Source organism: Cellvibrio sp. ARAG 10.3 (assembly GCF_051846955.1).
Classification (GTDB): domain Bacteria; phylum Pseudomonadota; class Gammaproteobacteria; order Pseudomonadales; family Cellvibrionaceae; genus Cellvibrio.
Genome location: NZ_JBPYCU010000009.1, coordinates 134,519 through 151,414, shown reverse-complemented (window position 1 = coordinate 151,414; position 16,896 = coordinate 134,519). Strand labels below are relative to the sequence as shown.

Below are 16,896 nucleotides of genomic sequence, written 5' to 3'. Positions count from 1 at the left end.
GTAGTTCGTTTGTCATTAGGCCCTTTGTTTCGAAAACGCATGAATACATCCCTGTAGCTCCCCCAAGTCGTCCCTGACTTGAGGGTTTCGAAACAAAGGGCCTAACGCCAAACTCGCATAGTGCCAGCATCATTTTTCCAGCGTCTGTCCTTTTTCTACTTCTTAACTTCAAACTCAAACTCACAAGTCTCCCGCCGCAACCGCAACTCCTCCATCCGTAACTCCAACTTGCGGCGGTACTCCATATTCTGGCGAATTTTCTGCGCCTTCTTGTTCGCCGCCGCCGCGCTATGGATAAATTCAGTCAGGGCGTTTTCAATCAAAAAGCTATCGTTGGCAATCAGGTTTTGTTCCATGGTGGAGTCCTATGAAAGCTGTGATGCCTGAATCCTAAAGCGCTTTAATGACAAACCTGTGAAAGAAAACCGGGCCACAATAAATCCCACAGCGGCAAGGCATTGCCGGGGCGGCAAAGATTGGCCTGCTTTGTGCAATAACCCACCCAGAAACCGGTAACGCCAATTTCTTGTCGCTACCCCGTGTTAACGACTCAAAGAGACTCTCGCCATGACTGATCGTGTCGATATCAACCGTCTACTGGTGGAAATGCGTGCGATGAAATCGCAGACCCAGGCGTTTCAGCGCCCGGCAGGTCTGGCCCCGCGCGATGTGGGTGAAGTGCACAATACCGGTCCCCTGACTGTCGATGGCGGCAACAAGATACCCAGCTTTGGCGAAGTCATGTCCCAGGCGGTCAACAAGGTTAACGATGTACAGAAAGCCGCCAGCGCCATGGCCACTGCCTATGAGCGCGGCGTGGAAGGGGTGGATATCACTGACGTCATGATCGCCTCGCAAAAAGCCTCGGTGTCGTTCCAGGCGATGGTGCAGGTACGCAACAAGTTGGTGGATGCCTACCGCGACATCATGAATATGCCTATCTAACAATAACCACGATTATTTATCCGTATTTCCAAACCTGTTTTGTATCCAACACGACCTCAGGATTAACGCATTATGGCCTCTACAACCGATAACGCAGACGCGAATAATATGCCGGCGCGTAGCGAGAAGCCGCGCTTGGGCGGTGACTTTGCCGAGGGTTTCAGCAACCTGAGTTTGCTGCGCCAGGCGGGTTTGATGGTGGGGCTTGCGGCTAGCGTGGCTATTGGTTTTGCGGTGGTGTTGTGGAGCCAGGGGGAAGAGTATCGCCCGTTATACGGTAGCCTCAATAACCTGGATGCGGCGAACGTGGTTCAGGTGCTGGACCAAAACCAGATCAAATACAAACTGGATATCAATACCGGCGCCGTACTGGTCGCTGCCGATGATATTCATATGGCCCGCCTGAAGCTGGCGGAGCTGGGCATTCCCGGCAAAGACAATACCGGTTTTGAATTGCTGGATCAGGAACAGCCCCTGGGTACCAGCCAGTTTATGGAAAACACCCGCTATCATCGCGGCCTTGAAGGCGAACTGGCCCGCACCATCACCAGTATTACCAGCATCCGCAAGGCGCGGGTGCATCTTGCCATTCCCAAGCGCTCGGTATTTGTCCGCGACGTGCGTAAACCCACGGCCTCAGTATTTGTGGAAATCTTTGCCGGACGTACCGTCGAGCCGGCCCAGGTCAGGGCAATTACCAATCTGGTAGCTTCCAGTATTCCGGAACTCAACAAAGCAGACGTCACCGTGGTGGATCAACACGGTAACCTGCTGTCGACCGGGGATGAGAACGATGAACTCCTGCTGGCCGGCAAGCAGCACACCTATACCCAATCCGTTGAACAGAGCCTGATCAAGCGCGTCAACAGCATCCTGCTGCCGGTCGTCGGCAGCGGTAACTTCCGTGCGGAGGTCAGCGCAGATATTGACTTTACCGCCGTCGAGCAGGCCGCCGAGACATTTAACCCCGACCTGCCCGCGGTGCGCAGCGAACAAACGATGAACGAACAACGGATAGGGGGCGATATCGCTGGCGGTATCCCCGGCGCCCTTACCAACCAGCCGCCGGGTACAACTACCCAGGTACCAGAGCAACTGGACCCGGTCACCGGTCAACCGATTCAGCCTGAGCCGCCGCGCAACAGTCGTGAGCAGGCCACGCGCAATTACGAGCTGGATCGCACCATCAGTTATACCCGCCATCAGATGGGCACGGTCAAACGCCTTACCGTAGCCGTGGTGGTGGACGATAAAATTGTTAAGGACGCCGAGGGCAATGAGACTCGTGTACCCTGGACAGATAACGAACTCGAACGACTGTCTATACTGGTACGTGACGCCGTCGGTTTTTCGGCGGTGCGGGGGGACAGCGTCAATGTCTTGAACTCACCCTTTATGGGGGCAGATAGTAATCTGCTGTTTGATGGCGCGGCTGACGAGGCACCCTGGTGGGAAACCTGGATTCTGCCCAACATCAAATACTTGAGTGGCGTGCTGATTGTGCTGCTGTTGGTCTTCGGCTTGCTGTTGCCGGTATTTCGCAGCCTGACCCGTTCAGGTCAGCAACTCACCGAGCAGGAAGAGGCGCGCCAATTGGCCGCGCTGGAAGCTGCCGGCCTGGGTTACGATGGCATGTCTGACGAAACCGTGACACTGACCGGTGGCAGCGCCTTGATGTTGCCCGGCCCGGAACAAGGTTATGAGCAGCAGCTCAACGCGATCAAAGGTTTGATTGCCGATGATCCGGGGCGTGTTGCCCAAGTGGTCAAGAAGTGGATTAACAAAGACGAGTAATGAGCGATGAGCACACCGCCGGCATCGGACAATAAACTACCCGAAAGAGCCAAACCCAAACTGCGTTCGGTGGATCAGGCTGCCATCCTGTTGATGTCACTGGGCGAAGCCGACGCCGCCGAAGTGCTCAAACACCTGGGGCCGAAAGAAGTGCAACGCATCGGCGCGGCCATGACACAATTGTCCAACGTGCAACAGCAGGATGTGCAGGGCGTGATGTCGGAATTTCTCGACGAAGTGCGCACGCTCACCGGTCTGGGTGTGGGTGCCGACAGTTACATCCGCAATATGCTGGTAACCGCGCTGGGCGAAGACAAGGCCAATGGTTTGATCGACCGCATTCTCCTCGGCGGCAACACCACCGGACTCGATACGCTCAAGTGGATGGATGCTCGCTCGGTGGCAGACATTATCCGCAACGAACACCCACAGATTCAGGCCATTGTTATTGCTTACCTCGATGCCGATCAATCTGCCGAAATCCTCAGCTTCCTGCCGGAAAAGGTGCGCATCGACATCATGATGCGCGTGGCGTCCCTGGATACGGTTCAGCCCAGCGCCTTGCAGGAACTCAATGATATCCTCGAAAAACAATTCTCCGGCAACGCCAGCTCGCAAACCAAAGCCATGGGCGGTTATAAGGTGGCGGCGGAAATCATGAACAATCTGGACGGCTCCATCGAAGCCGACCTTATGGATTCCATCCGCGAAATCGACGAGGACATGGGCAACCAGATCCAGGATCTGATGTTTGTGTTCGACAATCTCAAAGATGTGGATGATCGCGGTATCCAGGCGCTGTTGCGCGAGGTTTCATCCGATGTGCTGATCGTGGCCTTGAAAGGTGCCGACACCGACCTGCAGGAAAAAATCTTCAAGAACATGTCCAAGCGCGCCGCCGAACTGCTGCGCGACGATCTGGAAGCCAAGCCACCGGTACGCCTCACTGAAGTGGAGTCGGCACAAAAAGAAATCCTCACTATTGCGCGGCGCATGGCTGACTCCGGCGAAATTGTCCTGGGTGGCAGTGGCGAGCAAATGATTTAACGCGGGCGGATTGACCTGAATGGAAAAAAAACTGCCTAACCGCATTGCTGCCGAAGATGTGGATGAATATCGCACCTGGCGCGTCCCCCTGATTAATGACAACGGCTCGGTGTTGCCTTCAGCGGAAAAAGAAGCGCGGGAACGCAAGGCGCAGGAGATGAAGCGCAAGGGCGAATCCATTGAAGATGTGGACATGCCCGCGGCCAAGCCCAAACAGGGTATGACCGCGCAAGAAATGCAGGAGATTATCGAGGCGGCCGAAAAAGACGGCTTTGCCCAAGGGCACAAAGAAGGCTTTGATAAAGGCATGGCCGAAGGCTACGAAGCCGGCCAGCAAAAAGGGCTGATGGAGATGCGCCAGCAATTGGTGGCGGAGCAGCAGCGCTTTCAAAAGCTGGCGCAGGCGCTCCTGGACCCTGTCGCTGAACAGGACAACGACCTGGAAAAATTATTGCTCGACGTTATCTGTACCCTGAGCGAAAGCGTTGTGCAGCGAGAATTGATGACCGACTCCAGCCACATCGTCAGCCTCGTCAAGACAGCGGTGGATGCATTACCGGTGGGCAGCAAAAACCTGCGGGTTTGCCTTAACCCGGATGACCTTGCTGCGGTGGAAACCTACGCCGAGGAACAACAACTCAATTGGCAATTTATTGGTGATCAACAGCTCGCCCCCGGCGGTTGCCGTATCGAAACCAGCGAAAGCCGCGTGGACTTCTCGGTTGAAAAACGTCTGAAAACCCTGCTCACCCAATTTGTGAACAAACAGCTGACCGACGGCAGTGGCGAGTCCGAGGACGATTTCTCCCTCGCCGATGATGTCGATGGCAACAGCCTGGCCAGCGGCGCTGATGGTCTGAATCATGGCTGACTCCCGTTTATCCATTGTTGAGCGTTTACGCGGCTATGCGCCGGGCAAGGCCTGCGTGATAGAGCCGGAGGCCGAAGGCCGCATTACCCGCTCGGTCGGCCTTACCCTGGAAGCCGTAGGCCTTAATGTCTCGGTGGGCCGCCAGTGCGAAGTGATCGCGGCGGATAACCGCCGGATCGAAGCGGAGGTGGTCGGCTTCGCGGGCGACAAGGTTTTTCTGATGCCGATCAAGCGGGTCGAAGGCCTGCAACCGGGCGCGCGGGTGATCCCTATCGCGACCCGGCAGGGCATGCGTATCGGCCCGCAACTCCTGGGCCGCGTCCTCAACGGGATCGGCCAGCCGCTGGACGGCAAGGGTCCGCTTATCGGCGACGAATACCTCGACTTTACCCCCCATGAAATCAACCCCCTCAAACGCCATCCCATCAGCGAACCGCTGGACGTTGGCATTCGCGCAATCAATGCGCTGATTACCGTAGGGCGCGGGCAGCGTCTGGGCTTGTTTGCCGGTAGCGGCGTGGGCAAGAGTGTGCTGATGGGGATGATGACCAAATTCACGACGGCCGACGTGGTGGTGGTAGGGCTGGTGGGCGAGCGGGGTCGCGAAGTTAAGGAATTTATCGATCACATTCTGGGCGAAGAAGGTTTGCGTCGCGCGGTGGTGGTGGCGTCCCCGGCGGACGATGCACCGCTGATGCGTTTGCGGGCCTCACAGTTATCCAGCCGTATCGCTGAGTATTACCGCGACCAGGGCAAGAATGTCTTGCTGCTGATGGATTCACTGACGCGCTTTGCCCAGGCGCAGCGCGAAATCGCCCTGGCAATTGGCGAACCGCCCGCGACCAAGGGTTATCCGCCGTCGGTCTTCGCGAAGATTCCGCAACTGGTCGAGCGCGCCGGTAATGCGGCGGAAGGTGAGGGCTCGATCACCGCGTTTTACACGGTGTTAACCGAGGGTGACGATTTGCAGGATCCCATCGCCGATGCCGCACGGGCCATTCTCGATGGCCACGTGGTCCTGTCGCGCAAGCTGGCGGAAGAGGGGACTTATCCGGCGATTGATGTGGAGTCTTCCATCAGTCGCGCCATGCAAAACATCGTGAGCGAAGAACACCTGAAGATGATGCAGCGCTTCAAGCAATTGTCGGCGCGCTATCAACAAAACCGCGACCTGATTGCCATCGGCGCCTACACGCCCGGCGCCGATCCGGAGACGGATCAGGCGATTGAACGTTTCCCCCATCTGCGGGCCTTTATTCAACAGGGGCTCAAACAACCGGTGCACATGGCGGAATGTGTTGCCAACCTCAAAGCCCTGTTAAAACCCGGCGGTACCGGTAAACCGACCAGTCCACTGGCGGCCCAGCATCGCGTGCAGGGCTGATGCGCGGCGTAAATTAATAGGAAGCCAAACGTGGCGGAATCCCGTTCAAAACGTATGCAGGTGGTATTGATGTTGGCGGAACGTCATGAACAGGCGGCGGCGCAGCGTCTGGGCAGTTTTCGCGAACAGGTCAATGCCGAGCAGGAACAATTGCAGCAGTTGGAAGAGTACGCTGCGCATTACCTGGACACCTACGGCTCACTCAAAACCGGTCTGCATGCGCAAGACTTAATCAGCTACAGCAGTTTTATCCAGCGCTTGGGTGATGCAAAAAAAGAACAGCAGGCCAAGGTTGCACGCATGATGCAAACCCTTGATCAACTGCAACAGGAGTGGCGGACTAAACATCGGCGCCGGGAATCCATCCAGGATTTGATTGCGCGCCTGCGCTATGAGGAGAATGACGTACTGGAAAAGCGTTTGCAAAAAGAACTGGATGATTTATCCGCACAACAGTTTCAACAGCAATCCTGATTTTACGTGGGTAAAATGCCGTGTAATACGTTGTTATTCCTCTGTGGGGCTTTTTACGGTAAACCTTGCATAATTAAATGATTAATCCGCCGAACTTTTTTATTGCTTTGCGCACTATACAGTCGTCGTTTATAGGCTATCCTTAGGATCGTGTAGTGCGACGTCGGGATGTCGTCAATACCTATAAATCGTATATTTCCCCGTCGTAACACGTTTTAGCAGTACGCCAGCGCAGAGGCGCTGATGCGCAATAATGATTATTGAAATAATGATGTACTGATAAAGAGGTAGAAAATGGCGATCACTTCCACAGTGTCAGCGGATGGTAATCAAGTCACTATTTATATCCAGGGGCGCTTCGATTTCAGCTCGCATCAGGAATTTCGTGCGGCTTATGAAAAATTACCCAAAACTCCCACCCATTTCCGTGTTGATTTACAAGGCACGTCTTATCTGGACAGCTCTGCTCTGGGCATGTTGTTGTTGCTGCGCGACTTTGCCGGGGGCGATAAAGCCAATATCGAAATCATCAACTGCTCGGCCGATGTGAAAAAAATCCTTACCATCTCCAACTTCGAGCAATTATTCACGATTCATTGATGAAATAATTTTCCGCCGTTACCGGTCCCTCGAATGGAAGCCTGTCTATGAGCGAAAGCCGCAGCTTAATGATTCTTGTGGCGGATGATACCGAAACAGACCGGTTGATTCTGGAGACGATTGTACGCAAGGAAGGCCATCGCGTGATCAGTGCAAAAGATGGCCTCGAAGCCGTGGCTGCCTACGCGCAGGAGCGGCCGGATATTGTGTTGCTCGATGCATTGATGCCTGGACTGGATGGCTTCGGTGCAGCGCGTCAGATCAAGGAATTGGCTGGCGAATCCCTGGTGCCGATTATCTTCCTGACCTCGCTTACAGACACTGAATCCCTGGTGAAATGCCTGGACGCCGGTGGCGATGATTTTCTTTCCAAACCCTACAACCGCGTTATCCTCAAAGCCAAGATCAAATCCTTTAACCGCATGCGTGAAATGCACGCAACCATGCTCGCCCAGCGCGACCAGATTGCGCGCCACAACGATCAGTTTTTACAGGAACAGGCGGTCGCCAAGCAGGTATTCGACAATGTGGCCCACAGCGGCTGTCTCAATGCCAGCAACGTGCGCTATTACCTGTCTTCGCTGGCGATCTTTAACGGCGATGTAATGGTGGCAGCCATGCGTCCTTCCGGCAGCATGATGGTATTGCTCGGGGATTTCACCGGTCACGGTTTACCCGCTGCTATCGGCGCTATGCCTTTGGCCTCGACCTTTTATGGCATGGTCCATAAAGGTTTTTCCATGACCGATATCCTGCGCGAGATCAACGGCAAATTAAAATCGATTTTGCCGGTGGGCTTTTTTTGTTGCGCCACCATGATCGACATGAATTTTGAAAAGCGACGCATGAAGGTATGGAACGGCGGGCTTCCGGAATGTTTTATTTACCGCAAGGATGATCTGGGTATTGTGCCGGTGCGCTCGACCCATTTGCCGCTGGGTGTATTGCCCAATAAAAGTTTCAAAGACGACTGCGAGCATTACGAACTGGCAGTGGGCGACCGCTTTTTTATGTGGTCCGATGGGATTCACGAAGCGCGTAATGCAGACGGTGAAATGTTTGGTGAAGAGCGCCTGCAAGCGGTATTTGCCCGCAACCGTGCACCGGAAAAAGCCTTTGATGAAATCCTGTCAAGCGTGCAGGAATTTATTGGTGGCGGTGAAAAAAATGATGATCTGTCGCTGTTGGAAATCATCATGGAAGAACCGCATAAAGTGGACAGTGCTGCGCGCGAAACTATCTTCCGCCGTTATTCCAGCCTCGCTGAGTGGGACATGTCGTTCGAGATCAAACCCACCAGTTTTCATTCTTTCGATCCTTTGCCCCTGTTGTTGAACGTGTTGATGGAAGTTCCCGGCTTGCGCAACTACAGCGGCACTTTGTACACCATTATGGCCGAGTTATATTCCAATGCGCTGGAACACGGTGTACTGCAGCTGGATTCAGCCATGAAAGATACGCCGGAAGGTTTCGCACGTTACTATCAACTGCGTGAAGAGCGGCTGCACAGTGTGACCTCGGGTTACATTCGTATATTCCTGCAGCATTCAACATCGCCGGAGGGCGGTCGTCTGACCTTGCGCGTGGAAGACAGTGGCGAAGGTTTTGATATGAGCAACTGTTTGCCGGAGGGTTTGTCCAATACCCAATACAGTGGCCGGGGGCTCGCGCTGGTAGAAAAAATGTGTGACTCTGTGCGTTACTTGGGGAAAGGCAACCAGGTTGAGGCCGTATTTTCCTGGGTGAATGACGATTAAGTTGAGGCGCAGCCTTTCGGCGTTTAGATTTGAGCGCGTTTTATTAACCTGTGCTTTGTTGACCCGTATATGCTTTGACCAGTATGTGTGTTGACTAGTATGTGTTTTTAATAGGAGCTTCCATGAGCACAACCCCGCATCTCGACCGCGAGATCCTGACGACGCTGAAAGATGTCATGGAAGGCGACTTTATGTTGCTGGTGGAAACCTTCATCAACGATTCCAGTGAACGGATTCGCAACCTCCACCAGTTGGTTCCCCAGGGCGATCCCGAAACGATTCGGCGTGCGGCCCACAGTTTTAAGGGCAGCAGCAGTAACATTGGTGCATCCCGTCTGGCGGAGCTATGCAGCCAGTTGGAGACCCAGGCGCTGGCTGGCAATCTTGAGGTTGCCCCGCAACAATTAACCGACATAGAAGTCGAATTTACCCGCGTTACCACCTTGCTTCAGGAGTTTAATTCGGTCGGCTAACGTCGACCGATAGCTTGCCCCTTCCGATCTTTCTGCGTTTGGCACCCCTCTTGCAATACTTCTCCCGACCAAGGTGATTTACCGCTAAAGCGGCAAGCTATTGCCGGTTGGTAAAGTGCGTGTATTTATTTGCGGAGCGTCTAATCAAGAGCGGCAAGTTAAGCCGGTAGAAGTCAGCCCGTTAGTAGGAGCGGTGTATCCATGAATTCTTTTTCCAGTGGCAATGCGTCGGTATTAGGCAGCGTATTGATGACTAGCAATAAAACCAGTGCCGGTCAGAAGCCGAACGAAACGCGTGATAGCGGAGCCGAGTTTCACGCCGCGATGCAGGACGTCGCGCGGACCAAACCTGCCGCCCGGCCCGAACCAGCCGCGCGGCAGCGTCAAGCGGATCGAGCCGAACCACGTCCGGCACCGGCCAGCCACGTTAAGACAGCCCCGACTCGCGGTGAGGAGCATAAGCCGGTAGATAAAACCGCAAAGCCGGATGTAAAGCAACCGGCTGATGAAGTGACTCAAACCACTGCTGGATTGGCTGGCGATGCGGCAGACGGCGCGTCTCGGGAAACCGGCGAAGAGGCAAGCGCGCTTTTGGCTGAAGCGGGCCTGATGGGGCTCAGTGAAACCACAAAAGCAGCACCAGACAATTCCATACCGCTGACACCGGAGCTGACTCCAGAGAACGCTGAGTTGGCCCCCGATTTATTGGTGACCCCCCTGGCGCCGGAAATGTCCGGCGCTACGGTGGAGGACGCTGCCGTCGGCGGCATAACCTTGCCGCCCCTGAACGGCACCCCTGCCGCTACAACTGACGCGAGCGCGCGTTTGCGTAATCTGGTGGGCGAGGGCAGTAAAACGGCCAATCTGGCTGTGGGGGAATCTATCGACGGATTAAAAACCGCTGTGGCAGAGACCTCAGACGGTGAAGGCGGCTTGCTGGAACTGGATGGTGAAACCTCGCTGGAGGATTTCAAACTGCCCTTTAGCCGCTTATTGGCGGCGCAGGGTGTGGCGGGCAAAGAAGCCCAGACGGTAGAACAAAACCTGGCCAAGCTGTTAAACCCTTCAGCAGCGCCGGCGATTGATGCTGCTACCCGCCCCGCTGAGGCTCAGGCGCAAGCCCCGAGTCAGCGGGGTTTCATCGTCCAGACCGGCGTACCCATGGCGCTGGGACAACCGCGTTGGGGGCAGGCGGTCGGCGAGCGAGTCCTGTGGCTGGCTGCGCAGAATGTCAGCTCCGCAGAGTTGCGTCTTGATCCGCCGGAACTGGGGCCGATGCAGGTGCGGGTCAGCATCCACCAGGACCAGGCCAGCGTCAGTTTTTCCAGCCCTCATCCACTGGTGCGTGAAGCGCTGGATCAAAGTGCTACGCGCTTGCGTGAGATGTTCAATGAACAGGGCTTAAACCTGACCCAGATGGACGTTTCGGATCAGTCTTTCGCGCGCCAGAACGCGCGGGATGAAACCGCATCCAGCGGTTCTGGTCATGGCACAGACGCTGAGATGGAAGAAGAGGAAAATCTGGTGGGAATAACCACAAATGCCGCCCGCGTGCGCCTGGTTGATCACTACGCCTGATAACACCTTCATCACGCCGGCCCTGCGTTTGGCGGGGCCATTTTCCCGCCTGCAATAACACCTGTATCGTCCTCACAATCTTTGGCTCAGCTGCTAAGCTTCATAGGCAAAACTCTGGCATGGGTATTGCTCAACCTCCTTTAGCAGTAAAAGTGACGGGCTTTTGACATGGCAAAAGATACAAAAAACGCGCAGCAACCAGCTGCCGCCGATGCGGCAGATCCCCAGGTTGTGGCGAAACAAAAACGCAAAAAACTTATCCTTATTATTGGTGCGGTGTTGTTGCTGGTGGGTATTTCGGTCGGTGTTACCCTGACGTTATTGAGCGTCTTTTCCGATGCGCCAGCGGCAGACGCTGAAGCGGCGAGTGAAGCAGAGCCCACCAAGCAGCCGGCGATTTATTATCCCCTGAGTCCGGCATTTGTCGTTAACTTTGAAGACCGCGGTCGCAGCCGCTTTTTGCAAGCTGAATTGACACTTTTGTTGCGTGATCCCGACGTACCCAAAGCATTGGATATGCACATGCCCGCCATTCGTAACGCGCTGGTGATGTTGCTCAGCGGTCAGAGTTTTGAAACCTTGCAAACGGCCGAAGGTAAAGAGGCCTTGCGCGAACAGGCACTGGTAAAAATCCAGGAAGTCTTGCAGCAGGAAATAGGTAAACCGGGTATCGAACAGGTGTTGTTCGTCAACTTTGTGATGCAATAAAAACGTCAGAGGCAAGAGATCGTGCAGGATTTATTATCACAAGACGAAATCGACGCGCTGCTCCACGGCGTTGACGACGGCGATATCAATACCGATTCCGATGACGAGCCGGGGTCGGTACGCGCCTATGACCTGACCAGTCAGGACCGTATCGTGCGTGGGCGCATGCCTACGCTGGAGATGATCAACGAACGTTTTGCGCGTTATACCCGCATCAGCATGTTCAATATGTTACGCCGCACCGCCGACGTCTCCGTGGGCGGTATTCAGATTCAGAAATTCGGCGAGTATGTGCACACACTGTATGTGCCCACCAGCCTGAACATGATCAAGTTTCGCCCGTTGCGCGGCACCGCGCTGGTTATTCTCGATGCGCGCCTGGTCTTCAAACTGGTGGATAATTTTTTTGGTGGCGATGGTCGCCACGCCAAGATCGAAGGCCGTGAATTTACCCCCACAGAATTACGTGTTGTACAGATGGTACTCAACCAGGCATTTGTCGATCTGGCCGAAGCCTGGAAAGCGGTGATGCCGATTAATTTCGAGTACATCAATTCCGAGGTTAATCCATCACTGGCCAATATTGTCAGCCCCAGCGAAGTCGTGGTGGTCAGCACCTTTCATGTCGAATTGGATGGTGGCGGTGGTGAAATTCACATCACCATGCCGTATTCCATGATCGAACCCATCCGCGAAGTACTGGATGCCGGTTTGCAGAGCGACAGCGACGAGCAGGATGAGCGCTGGATTAAAGCTTTAAAAGAAGACGTGCTGACCGCCAAGGTTGATCTGGAGTGCGATATCGTTCGGCGTGAGATCACCCTGCGCGATATTGTTAACTTAAAGGCCGGCGACATCATTCCCATCGAATTCCCCGATCATCATGTGGTTACCGCGAATGGTGTGCCGATATTCCGCACTCAACTCGGTCAGCATCGCGGTAACCTCGCGTTGAAAATTTTTGAATTTATTGATCGCAGCAGCGCACAAAATATTTCTGGTACTGAAGGAGCCTCCCGTGGCAAAAGATGATATTGATCAAGACGCAATGGCCGATGATTGGGCCGCTGCCATGCAAGAACAGGCAGATGCCGAAGCGGCTGTCAGCGCCGTGGAGCTTGACGAATTTGACACGGAAGCGAAAAACGGCCCCAGTCCGGAATTGGAATTGATTCTGGATATTCCGGTGTCCATTTCTATGGAAGTTGGCCGCACCTCCATTACCATTCGCAATTTATTGCAACTGAACCAGGGCTCGGTGATTGAGCTGGATCGTCTGGCCGGCGAACCGCTGGACGTGCTGGTTAACGGCACATTGATTGCGCACGGTGAAGTGGTGGTGGTTAATGAAAAATTTGGTATCCGCATGACCGATGTGATCAGTCCATCTGAACGTATCAAAAAATTGCGCTGACACAGAGCGACCCAGGGTGATAATGAATCCGATTGCTGGAAAAAATTTACGCGCCCGCCGGGGTGCTTTGCTCGTAGCCGGTTTGTTGGTGTGCACTGTACCGGCGTTTGCTGACAGCGAACCGACAGCACCTGACGTTAATCAAACCACACCGCAGGAAGCGGCTGCGCCTGTTGTGCTGCCTTCAACAGAAACGTCCTCTGCAGCACCGTCTTCAACAGCATTGTCTTCTACAACAGCGCCTTCAACACAAACGGCTCCGGTCGTGGAAAAAAAAGCGGGGCAGGGTGCTACGCGCATCAGTAGCAGCACGCACCTCGCCAATGTAGCCATGGGCCTGGTGTTTATTGTTGCGCTTATCCTGGTACTCGGCTGGTTTTTACGTCGTTTCAACCAGGGCGGCCTGTTCAACAATTCTTCCATCAAAATTATCGCGAGCTTGCCGCTGGGTACGCGCGAGCGTTTGGCCGTGGTTGATGTCGGGGGGCAACAATTATTGTTAGGTATTACCGCCACGCAAATTAATACGCTGCATGTTTTCAATGAGCCGATCCTTGCACCGGGCGACACCTCACCGGCTGCGTCGGATTTCGGTAAAAAACTGATGACGCTGTTGCAACAAAAGAATGACAAAACCTCAGCGGATTCCGCGGATAAAACCGCCTTGTAAGCGGCTGTGCTGCCTTTAACACTCTCGTTCCGGGAACGACACCATGCTGTATAAATTCATCATGCCTTGCCTGCGTTTACTGTTTATTGCCTGTGTATTGTTGGCAGTCAATGTGCACGCGCAAACCGCTGCGCCGCTGGAGCCGGCACCACCGTCCGACAGCCAGGTAGGTGGCGCATTGCCGGCAATTCCCGGTTTGCCTGCGTTAACGGTCACAACCAACGCTGACGGTACCCAGGAATATACAGTGACCTTGCAGATCCTGGCGATCATGACAATGCTGACTTTCCTGCCGGCATTGTTGATGATGATGACGTCATTCACGCGCATCATTATTGTATTTTCGATCCTGCGCCAGGCGCTGGGTTTGCAGCAGTCGCCATCGAACCAAGTATTGATAGGGCTGGCATTGTTCCTGACGTTTTTTATCATGCAGCCAGTGTTTAACCAGGTTAACGAAACCGCTTTGCAGCCCTACATCAATCAACAAATCAATGCGCAACAAGCCCTGGCGAATACCGCTGCGCCTTTTCATGCGTTTATGATGGGGCAAACCCGCGAATCCGATATTGCGCTCTTTGTCGGTATTGCCGGCAATCCGCCCATCGCTACGCCGGAGGAAACTCCTTTCAGCATTCTGGTGCCGGCGTTTATTGTCAGTGAATTAAAAACCGCGTTCCAGATCGGTTTTATTATTTTTATTCCCTTTCTGGTGATTGATATCGTGGTATCCAGCGTCTTAATGGCCATGGGGATGATGATGTTGTCGCCACTGATTATCTCCTTGCCGTTCAAGATTATGTTGTTCGTATTGGTGGACGGTTGGGCCATGATTGTCGGCACACTCGCCGCCAGTTTCGGTGTATAGAGGGCGCCCTGATGACTCCCGAAGTGGTCATGGATTTATTTGCCGATGCGTTTTATCTCACCATGCTGATGGTTGTTGTGATCGTCGGCCCCAGCCTGATTGTCGGTTTGGTGGTTAGTATGTTCCAGGCCGCCACGCAAATTAACGAACAAACCCTGAGTTTTCTGCCGCGTTTGATCATGACCATTGCGACCATCATGATGGTCGGTCCCTGGTTGTTAACAGAATTTATGGATTTATTTGATCGGTTGTTTACCAACATTCCTTTTCTGATTGGTTAACACCATCATGAATGAACTTGTCGTCAGCGAAACCCAATTGATGCAATTTATCGGTCAGTATCTCTGGCCGATGATTCGCATCAGCGGTTTTTATTTTATGGTACCGGTGATCGGCGCACGTACAGTGCCGGCCCGGGTGCGCATAATACTGACGTTATTCACAACGCTGCTGATTGTGCCCTTGTTACCACCTGCGCCTGTTGTGCCGTTAATATCGGTCGAAGCCATGGTGATGCTGGTGAAGGAACTGCTCGTGGGTGTTGCCCTGGGGTTTATGTTGCAAGTGGTGATGCACGTTTTCGTGCTGGCCGGTCAATATATTGCCTTGAAGATGGGTTTGGGGTTTGCGGCGATGAATGACCCCTCCAGCGGTGTCAGCGTCACGGTGTTATCGCAGTTTTATTTATTGTTATCGACGCTATTGTTTTTAAGCATCAATGGCCACGCTATTGTTATTCAATTACTGGTGGACAGTTTTACGACCATGCCCATGAGTGGTTCCGGTCTAACCGCTGACAGTTTTGTCCTGATTGTGAGTATGGGTTCCTGGATGTTCAGCGCTGCGCTGGTGATTGCCTTACCATTATTTACCTCGCTGTTGATTGTAAATATTTCCTTTGGCGTGATGAGCCGCTCGGCGCCGCAAATGAATATCTTTGCAGTGGGTTTCCCCATTACCTTGTTGTTTGGTCTGTTGTTGATCTGGTTCAGTCTTGCCAATTTCTTGCCGGTGTTTGAGTCACTGATAGAAGAGGGCATAGCGATGGTACAAACCCTGGTGGGAGTACCTTAATGGCTGAAGAAGACGACAATGGCCAGGAAAAAACGGAAGAGGCCTCCTCGCGAAAACTTGAAAAGGCGCGCGAAGAAGGCCAGATTCCCCGATCCCGCGACCTCACTACCACGGCAATTTTATTGCTGGGCACCATTGGCTTGATGGTGTTCGGCCAATACATGGGCGGCAAGCTCATGGAGGTTACACGCTACAACTTTACCATTCCCCGCGAGGCGATCTTTGATCCACAGACGATGATCGCCTATCTGTCAGCATCCATGTTCGATGGCTTGCTGAGTCTCTTGCCATTGTTTGGCATGCTATTAGTCGCATCGATAGTCGGCCCCATTGCATTGGGCGGCTGGTTATTCAGCGGCAAAGCCATGGCTCCGAAGTTCAGTCGTATGGACCCGATTGCCGGGACCAAGCGCATGTTTTCCATGAAAGCGTTGGTTGAATTAGCCAAGGCGTTGGGGAAAGTTACGGTTATTCTCGGTGCGACAATTTTGATACTGTTGGCGTTTGAGCAAGCCATGTTTCGCCTCGCTGACGAAACCGTCAATAACGCCATTATTCACTCGCTCAAAATCAGTGGTTATGCGGCGATTATTTTATCGGCATCGACCATTTTAATTGCCGCTGTTGATGTGCCGTTCCAGATCTGGGATCACAGTAAAAAATTAAAGATGTCGCGGCAGGAATTAAAAGATGAAGTAAAAGATACGGAAGGAAAACCGGAAGTAAAAGGCCGTATTCGTCAACTGCAACGGGAGATGGCCCAGCGCCGAATGATGTCCAATGTGCCCGATGCGGACGTGATCATCACCAACCCGACCCACTACGCCGTTGCACTGAAATACGACCCGGAAAAAATGGCTACACCCATCATGCTCGCCAAAGGCGGCGATCATGTTGCCTTGAAAATTCGTGAAATTGCCAAAGCCCACAAAATAGAAATTATCGAATCCCCCGTACTCGCCCGCGCGATTTATCACACCACCGACATCGACCAGGAAATTCCCGCCGCGTTATACATGGCCGTGGCCCAGGTGCTCGCCTACGTCTTCCAGCTACGCAACTTCCGCCGCGGAAAAGGCGAGAAACCCACATACCCGCGTAATATCAAAATTCCCAAGAATATGCAGTTTGATTAACCCATTCGAACTATTCTCGTAGGTCGGATTAGCACAGCGTAATCCGACACCCATCCCCGAAACATTATCCTCAATACATTTCCCTGAAATCATCCCTTAAATC

The 16,896-nt window shown here is 53.6% G+C and carries 19 protein-coding genes; 18 read left to right on the top strand and 1 reads right to left on the bottom strand.

Annotated elements, in window-relative coordinates; all coding sequences use genetic code 11:
* Positions 1 to 155: 155 nt before the first annotated feature.
* Entirely contained in the window at positions 156 to 356 is a 201-nt protein-coding gene (locus ACSV5M_RS13090) for a PA3496 family putative envelope integrity protein (protein ID WP_439176681.1), read from the bottom strand.
* A gap of 211 nt (positions 357 to 567) precedes the next feature.
* Here ACSV5M_RS13090 and fliE point away from each other — a divergent pair, with 211 nt between their 5' ends.
* The 18 genes from fliE to flhB all read left to right on the top strand — a co-directional run bounded on the left by fliE (position 568) and on the right by flhB (position 16,793).
* Positions 568 to 945: a flagellar hook-basal body complex protein FliE gene (fliE, locus tag ACSV5M_RS13085; protein ID WP_439176680.1), complete on the top strand. Its 378-nt coding sequence runs from the start codon at positions 568 to 570 to the stop codon at positions 943 to 945.
* A gap of 72 nt (positions 946 to 1,017) precedes the next feature.
* On the top strand, positions 1,018 to 2,739 hold the full coding sequence (gene fliF, locus ACSV5M_RS13080; RefSeq protein WP_439176679.1) for a flagellar basal-body MS-ring/collar protein FliF: 1,722 nt from the start codon (positions 1,018 to 1,020) through the stop codon (positions 2,737 to 2,739).
* Positions 2,740 to 2,745: 6 nt separating this feature from the next.
* Positions 2,746 to 3,786: a flagellar motor switch protein FliG gene (gene fliG, locus ACSV5M_RS13075; protein ID WP_439176678.1), complete on the top strand. Its 1,041-nt coding sequence runs from the start codon at positions 2,746 to 2,748 to the stop codon at positions 3,784 to 3,786.
* A gap of 19 nt (positions 3,787 to 3,805) precedes the next feature.
* Positions 3,806 to 4,657: a flagellar assembly protein FliH gene (locus tag ACSV5M_RS13070; protein WP_439176677.1), complete on the top strand. Its 852-nt coding sequence runs from the start codon at positions 3,806 to 3,808 to the stop codon at positions 4,655 to 4,657.
* Complete coding sequence (gene fliI, locus ACSV5M_RS13065) at positions 4,650 to 6,041, top strand: flagellar protein export ATPase FliI (protein ID WP_439176676.1); 1,392 nt, start codon at positions 4,650 to 4,652, stop codon at positions 6,039 to 6,041. The genes ACSV5M_RS13070 and fliI overlap by 8 nt, the downstream gene beginning before the upstream one ends.
* 30 nt (positions 6,042 to 6,071) lie before the next feature.
* Positions 6,072 to 6,515 carry a flagellar export protein FliJ gene (gene fliJ, locus ACSV5M_RS13060; RefSeq protein ID WP_439176675.1) on the top strand — a complete coding sequence of 148 codons (444 nt, stop codon included), beginning with the start codon at positions 6,072 to 6,074 and terminating at the stop codon, positions 6,513 to 6,515.
* 294 nt (positions 6,516 to 6,809) lie between these two features.
* Positions 6,810 to 7,115, top strand: coding sequence for an STAS domain-containing protein (locus ACSV5M_RS13055; RefSeq protein ID WP_439176674.1), 306 nt, complete (start codon positions 6,810 to 6,812; stop codon positions 7,113 to 7,115).
* Between the two features lie 47 nt (positions 7,116 to 7,162).
* Entirely contained in the window at positions 7,163 to 8,872 is a 1,710-nt protein-coding gene (locus tag ACSV5M_RS13050; RefSeq protein WP_439176673.1) for an ATP-binding SpoIIE family protein phosphatase, read from the top strand.
* Positions 8,873 to 8,994: 122 nt separating this feature from the next.
* A complete protein-coding gene (locus tag ACSV5M_RS13045; protein ID WP_439176672.1) occupies positions 8,995 to 9,345 on the top strand; it encodes an Hpt domain-containing protein in 351 nt (116 codons plus the stop codon).
* Between the two features lie 201 nt (positions 9,346 to 9,546).
* On the top strand, positions 9,547 to 10,923 hold the full coding sequence (locus tag ACSV5M_RS13040) for a flagellar hook-length control protein FliK (RefSeq protein ID WP_439176671.1): 1,377 nt from the start codon (positions 9,547 to 9,549) through the stop codon (positions 10,921 to 10,923).
* A 168-nt stretch (positions 10,924 to 11,091) separates the two neighbouring features.
* Complete coding sequence (locus ACSV5M_RS13035; RefSeq protein ID WP_439176670.1) at positions 11,092 to 11,631, top strand: flagellar basal body-associated FliL family protein; 540 nt, start codon at positions 11,092 to 11,094, stop codon at positions 11,629 to 11,631.
* 21 nt (positions 11,632 to 11,652) lie between these two features.
* Positions 11,653 to 12,663 (top strand): flagellar motor switch protein FliM, encoded by a 1,011-nt coding sequence (gene fliM / locus ACSV5M_RS13030; protein WP_439176669.1) that lies wholly within the window; start codon positions 11,653 to 11,655, stop codon positions 12,661 to 12,663.
* 16 nt (positions 12,664 to 12,679) lie between these two features.
* Positions 12,680 to 13,045, top strand: coding sequence for a flagellar motor switch protein FliN (fliN, locus tag ACSV5M_RS13025; protein WP_439176716.1), 366 nt, complete (start codon positions 12,680 to 12,682; stop codon positions 13,043 to 13,045).
* Between the two features lie 22 nt (positions 13,046 to 13,067).
* Positions 13,068 to 13,715, top strand: coding sequence for a flagellar biosynthetic protein FliO (fliO, locus tag ACSV5M_RS13020; protein WP_439176668.1), 648 nt, complete (start codon positions 13,068 to 13,070; stop codon positions 13,713 to 13,715).
* Between the two features lie 43 nt (positions 13,716 to 13,758).
* Complete coding sequence (fliP, locus tag ACSV5M_RS13015; protein ID WP_439176667.1) at positions 13,759 to 14,583, top strand: flagellar type III secretion system pore protein FliP; 825 nt, start codon at positions 13,759 to 13,761, stop codon at positions 14,581 to 14,583.
* Between the two features lie 11 nt (positions 14,584 to 14,594).
* Entirely contained in the window at positions 14,595 to 14,864 is a 270-nt protein-coding gene (fliQ, locus tag ACSV5M_RS13010; RefSeq protein ID WP_439176666.1) for a flagellar biosynthesis protein FliQ, read from the top strand.
* Between the two features lie 7 nt (positions 14,865 to 14,871).
* On the top strand, positions 14,872 to 15,657 hold the full coding sequence (gene fliR / locus ACSV5M_RS13005) for a flagellar biosynthetic protein FliR (protein WP_439176665.1): 786 nt from the start codon (positions 14,872 to 14,874) through the stop codon (positions 15,655 to 15,657).
* A complete protein-coding gene (flhB, locus tag ACSV5M_RS13000; protein ID WP_439176664.1) occupies positions 15,657 to 16,793 on the top strand; it encodes a flagellar biosynthesis protein FlhB in 1,137 nt (378 codons plus the stop codon). The genes fliR and flhB overlap by 1 nt, the downstream gene beginning before the upstream one ends.
* Positions 16,794 to 16,896 lie beyond the last annotated feature (103 nt).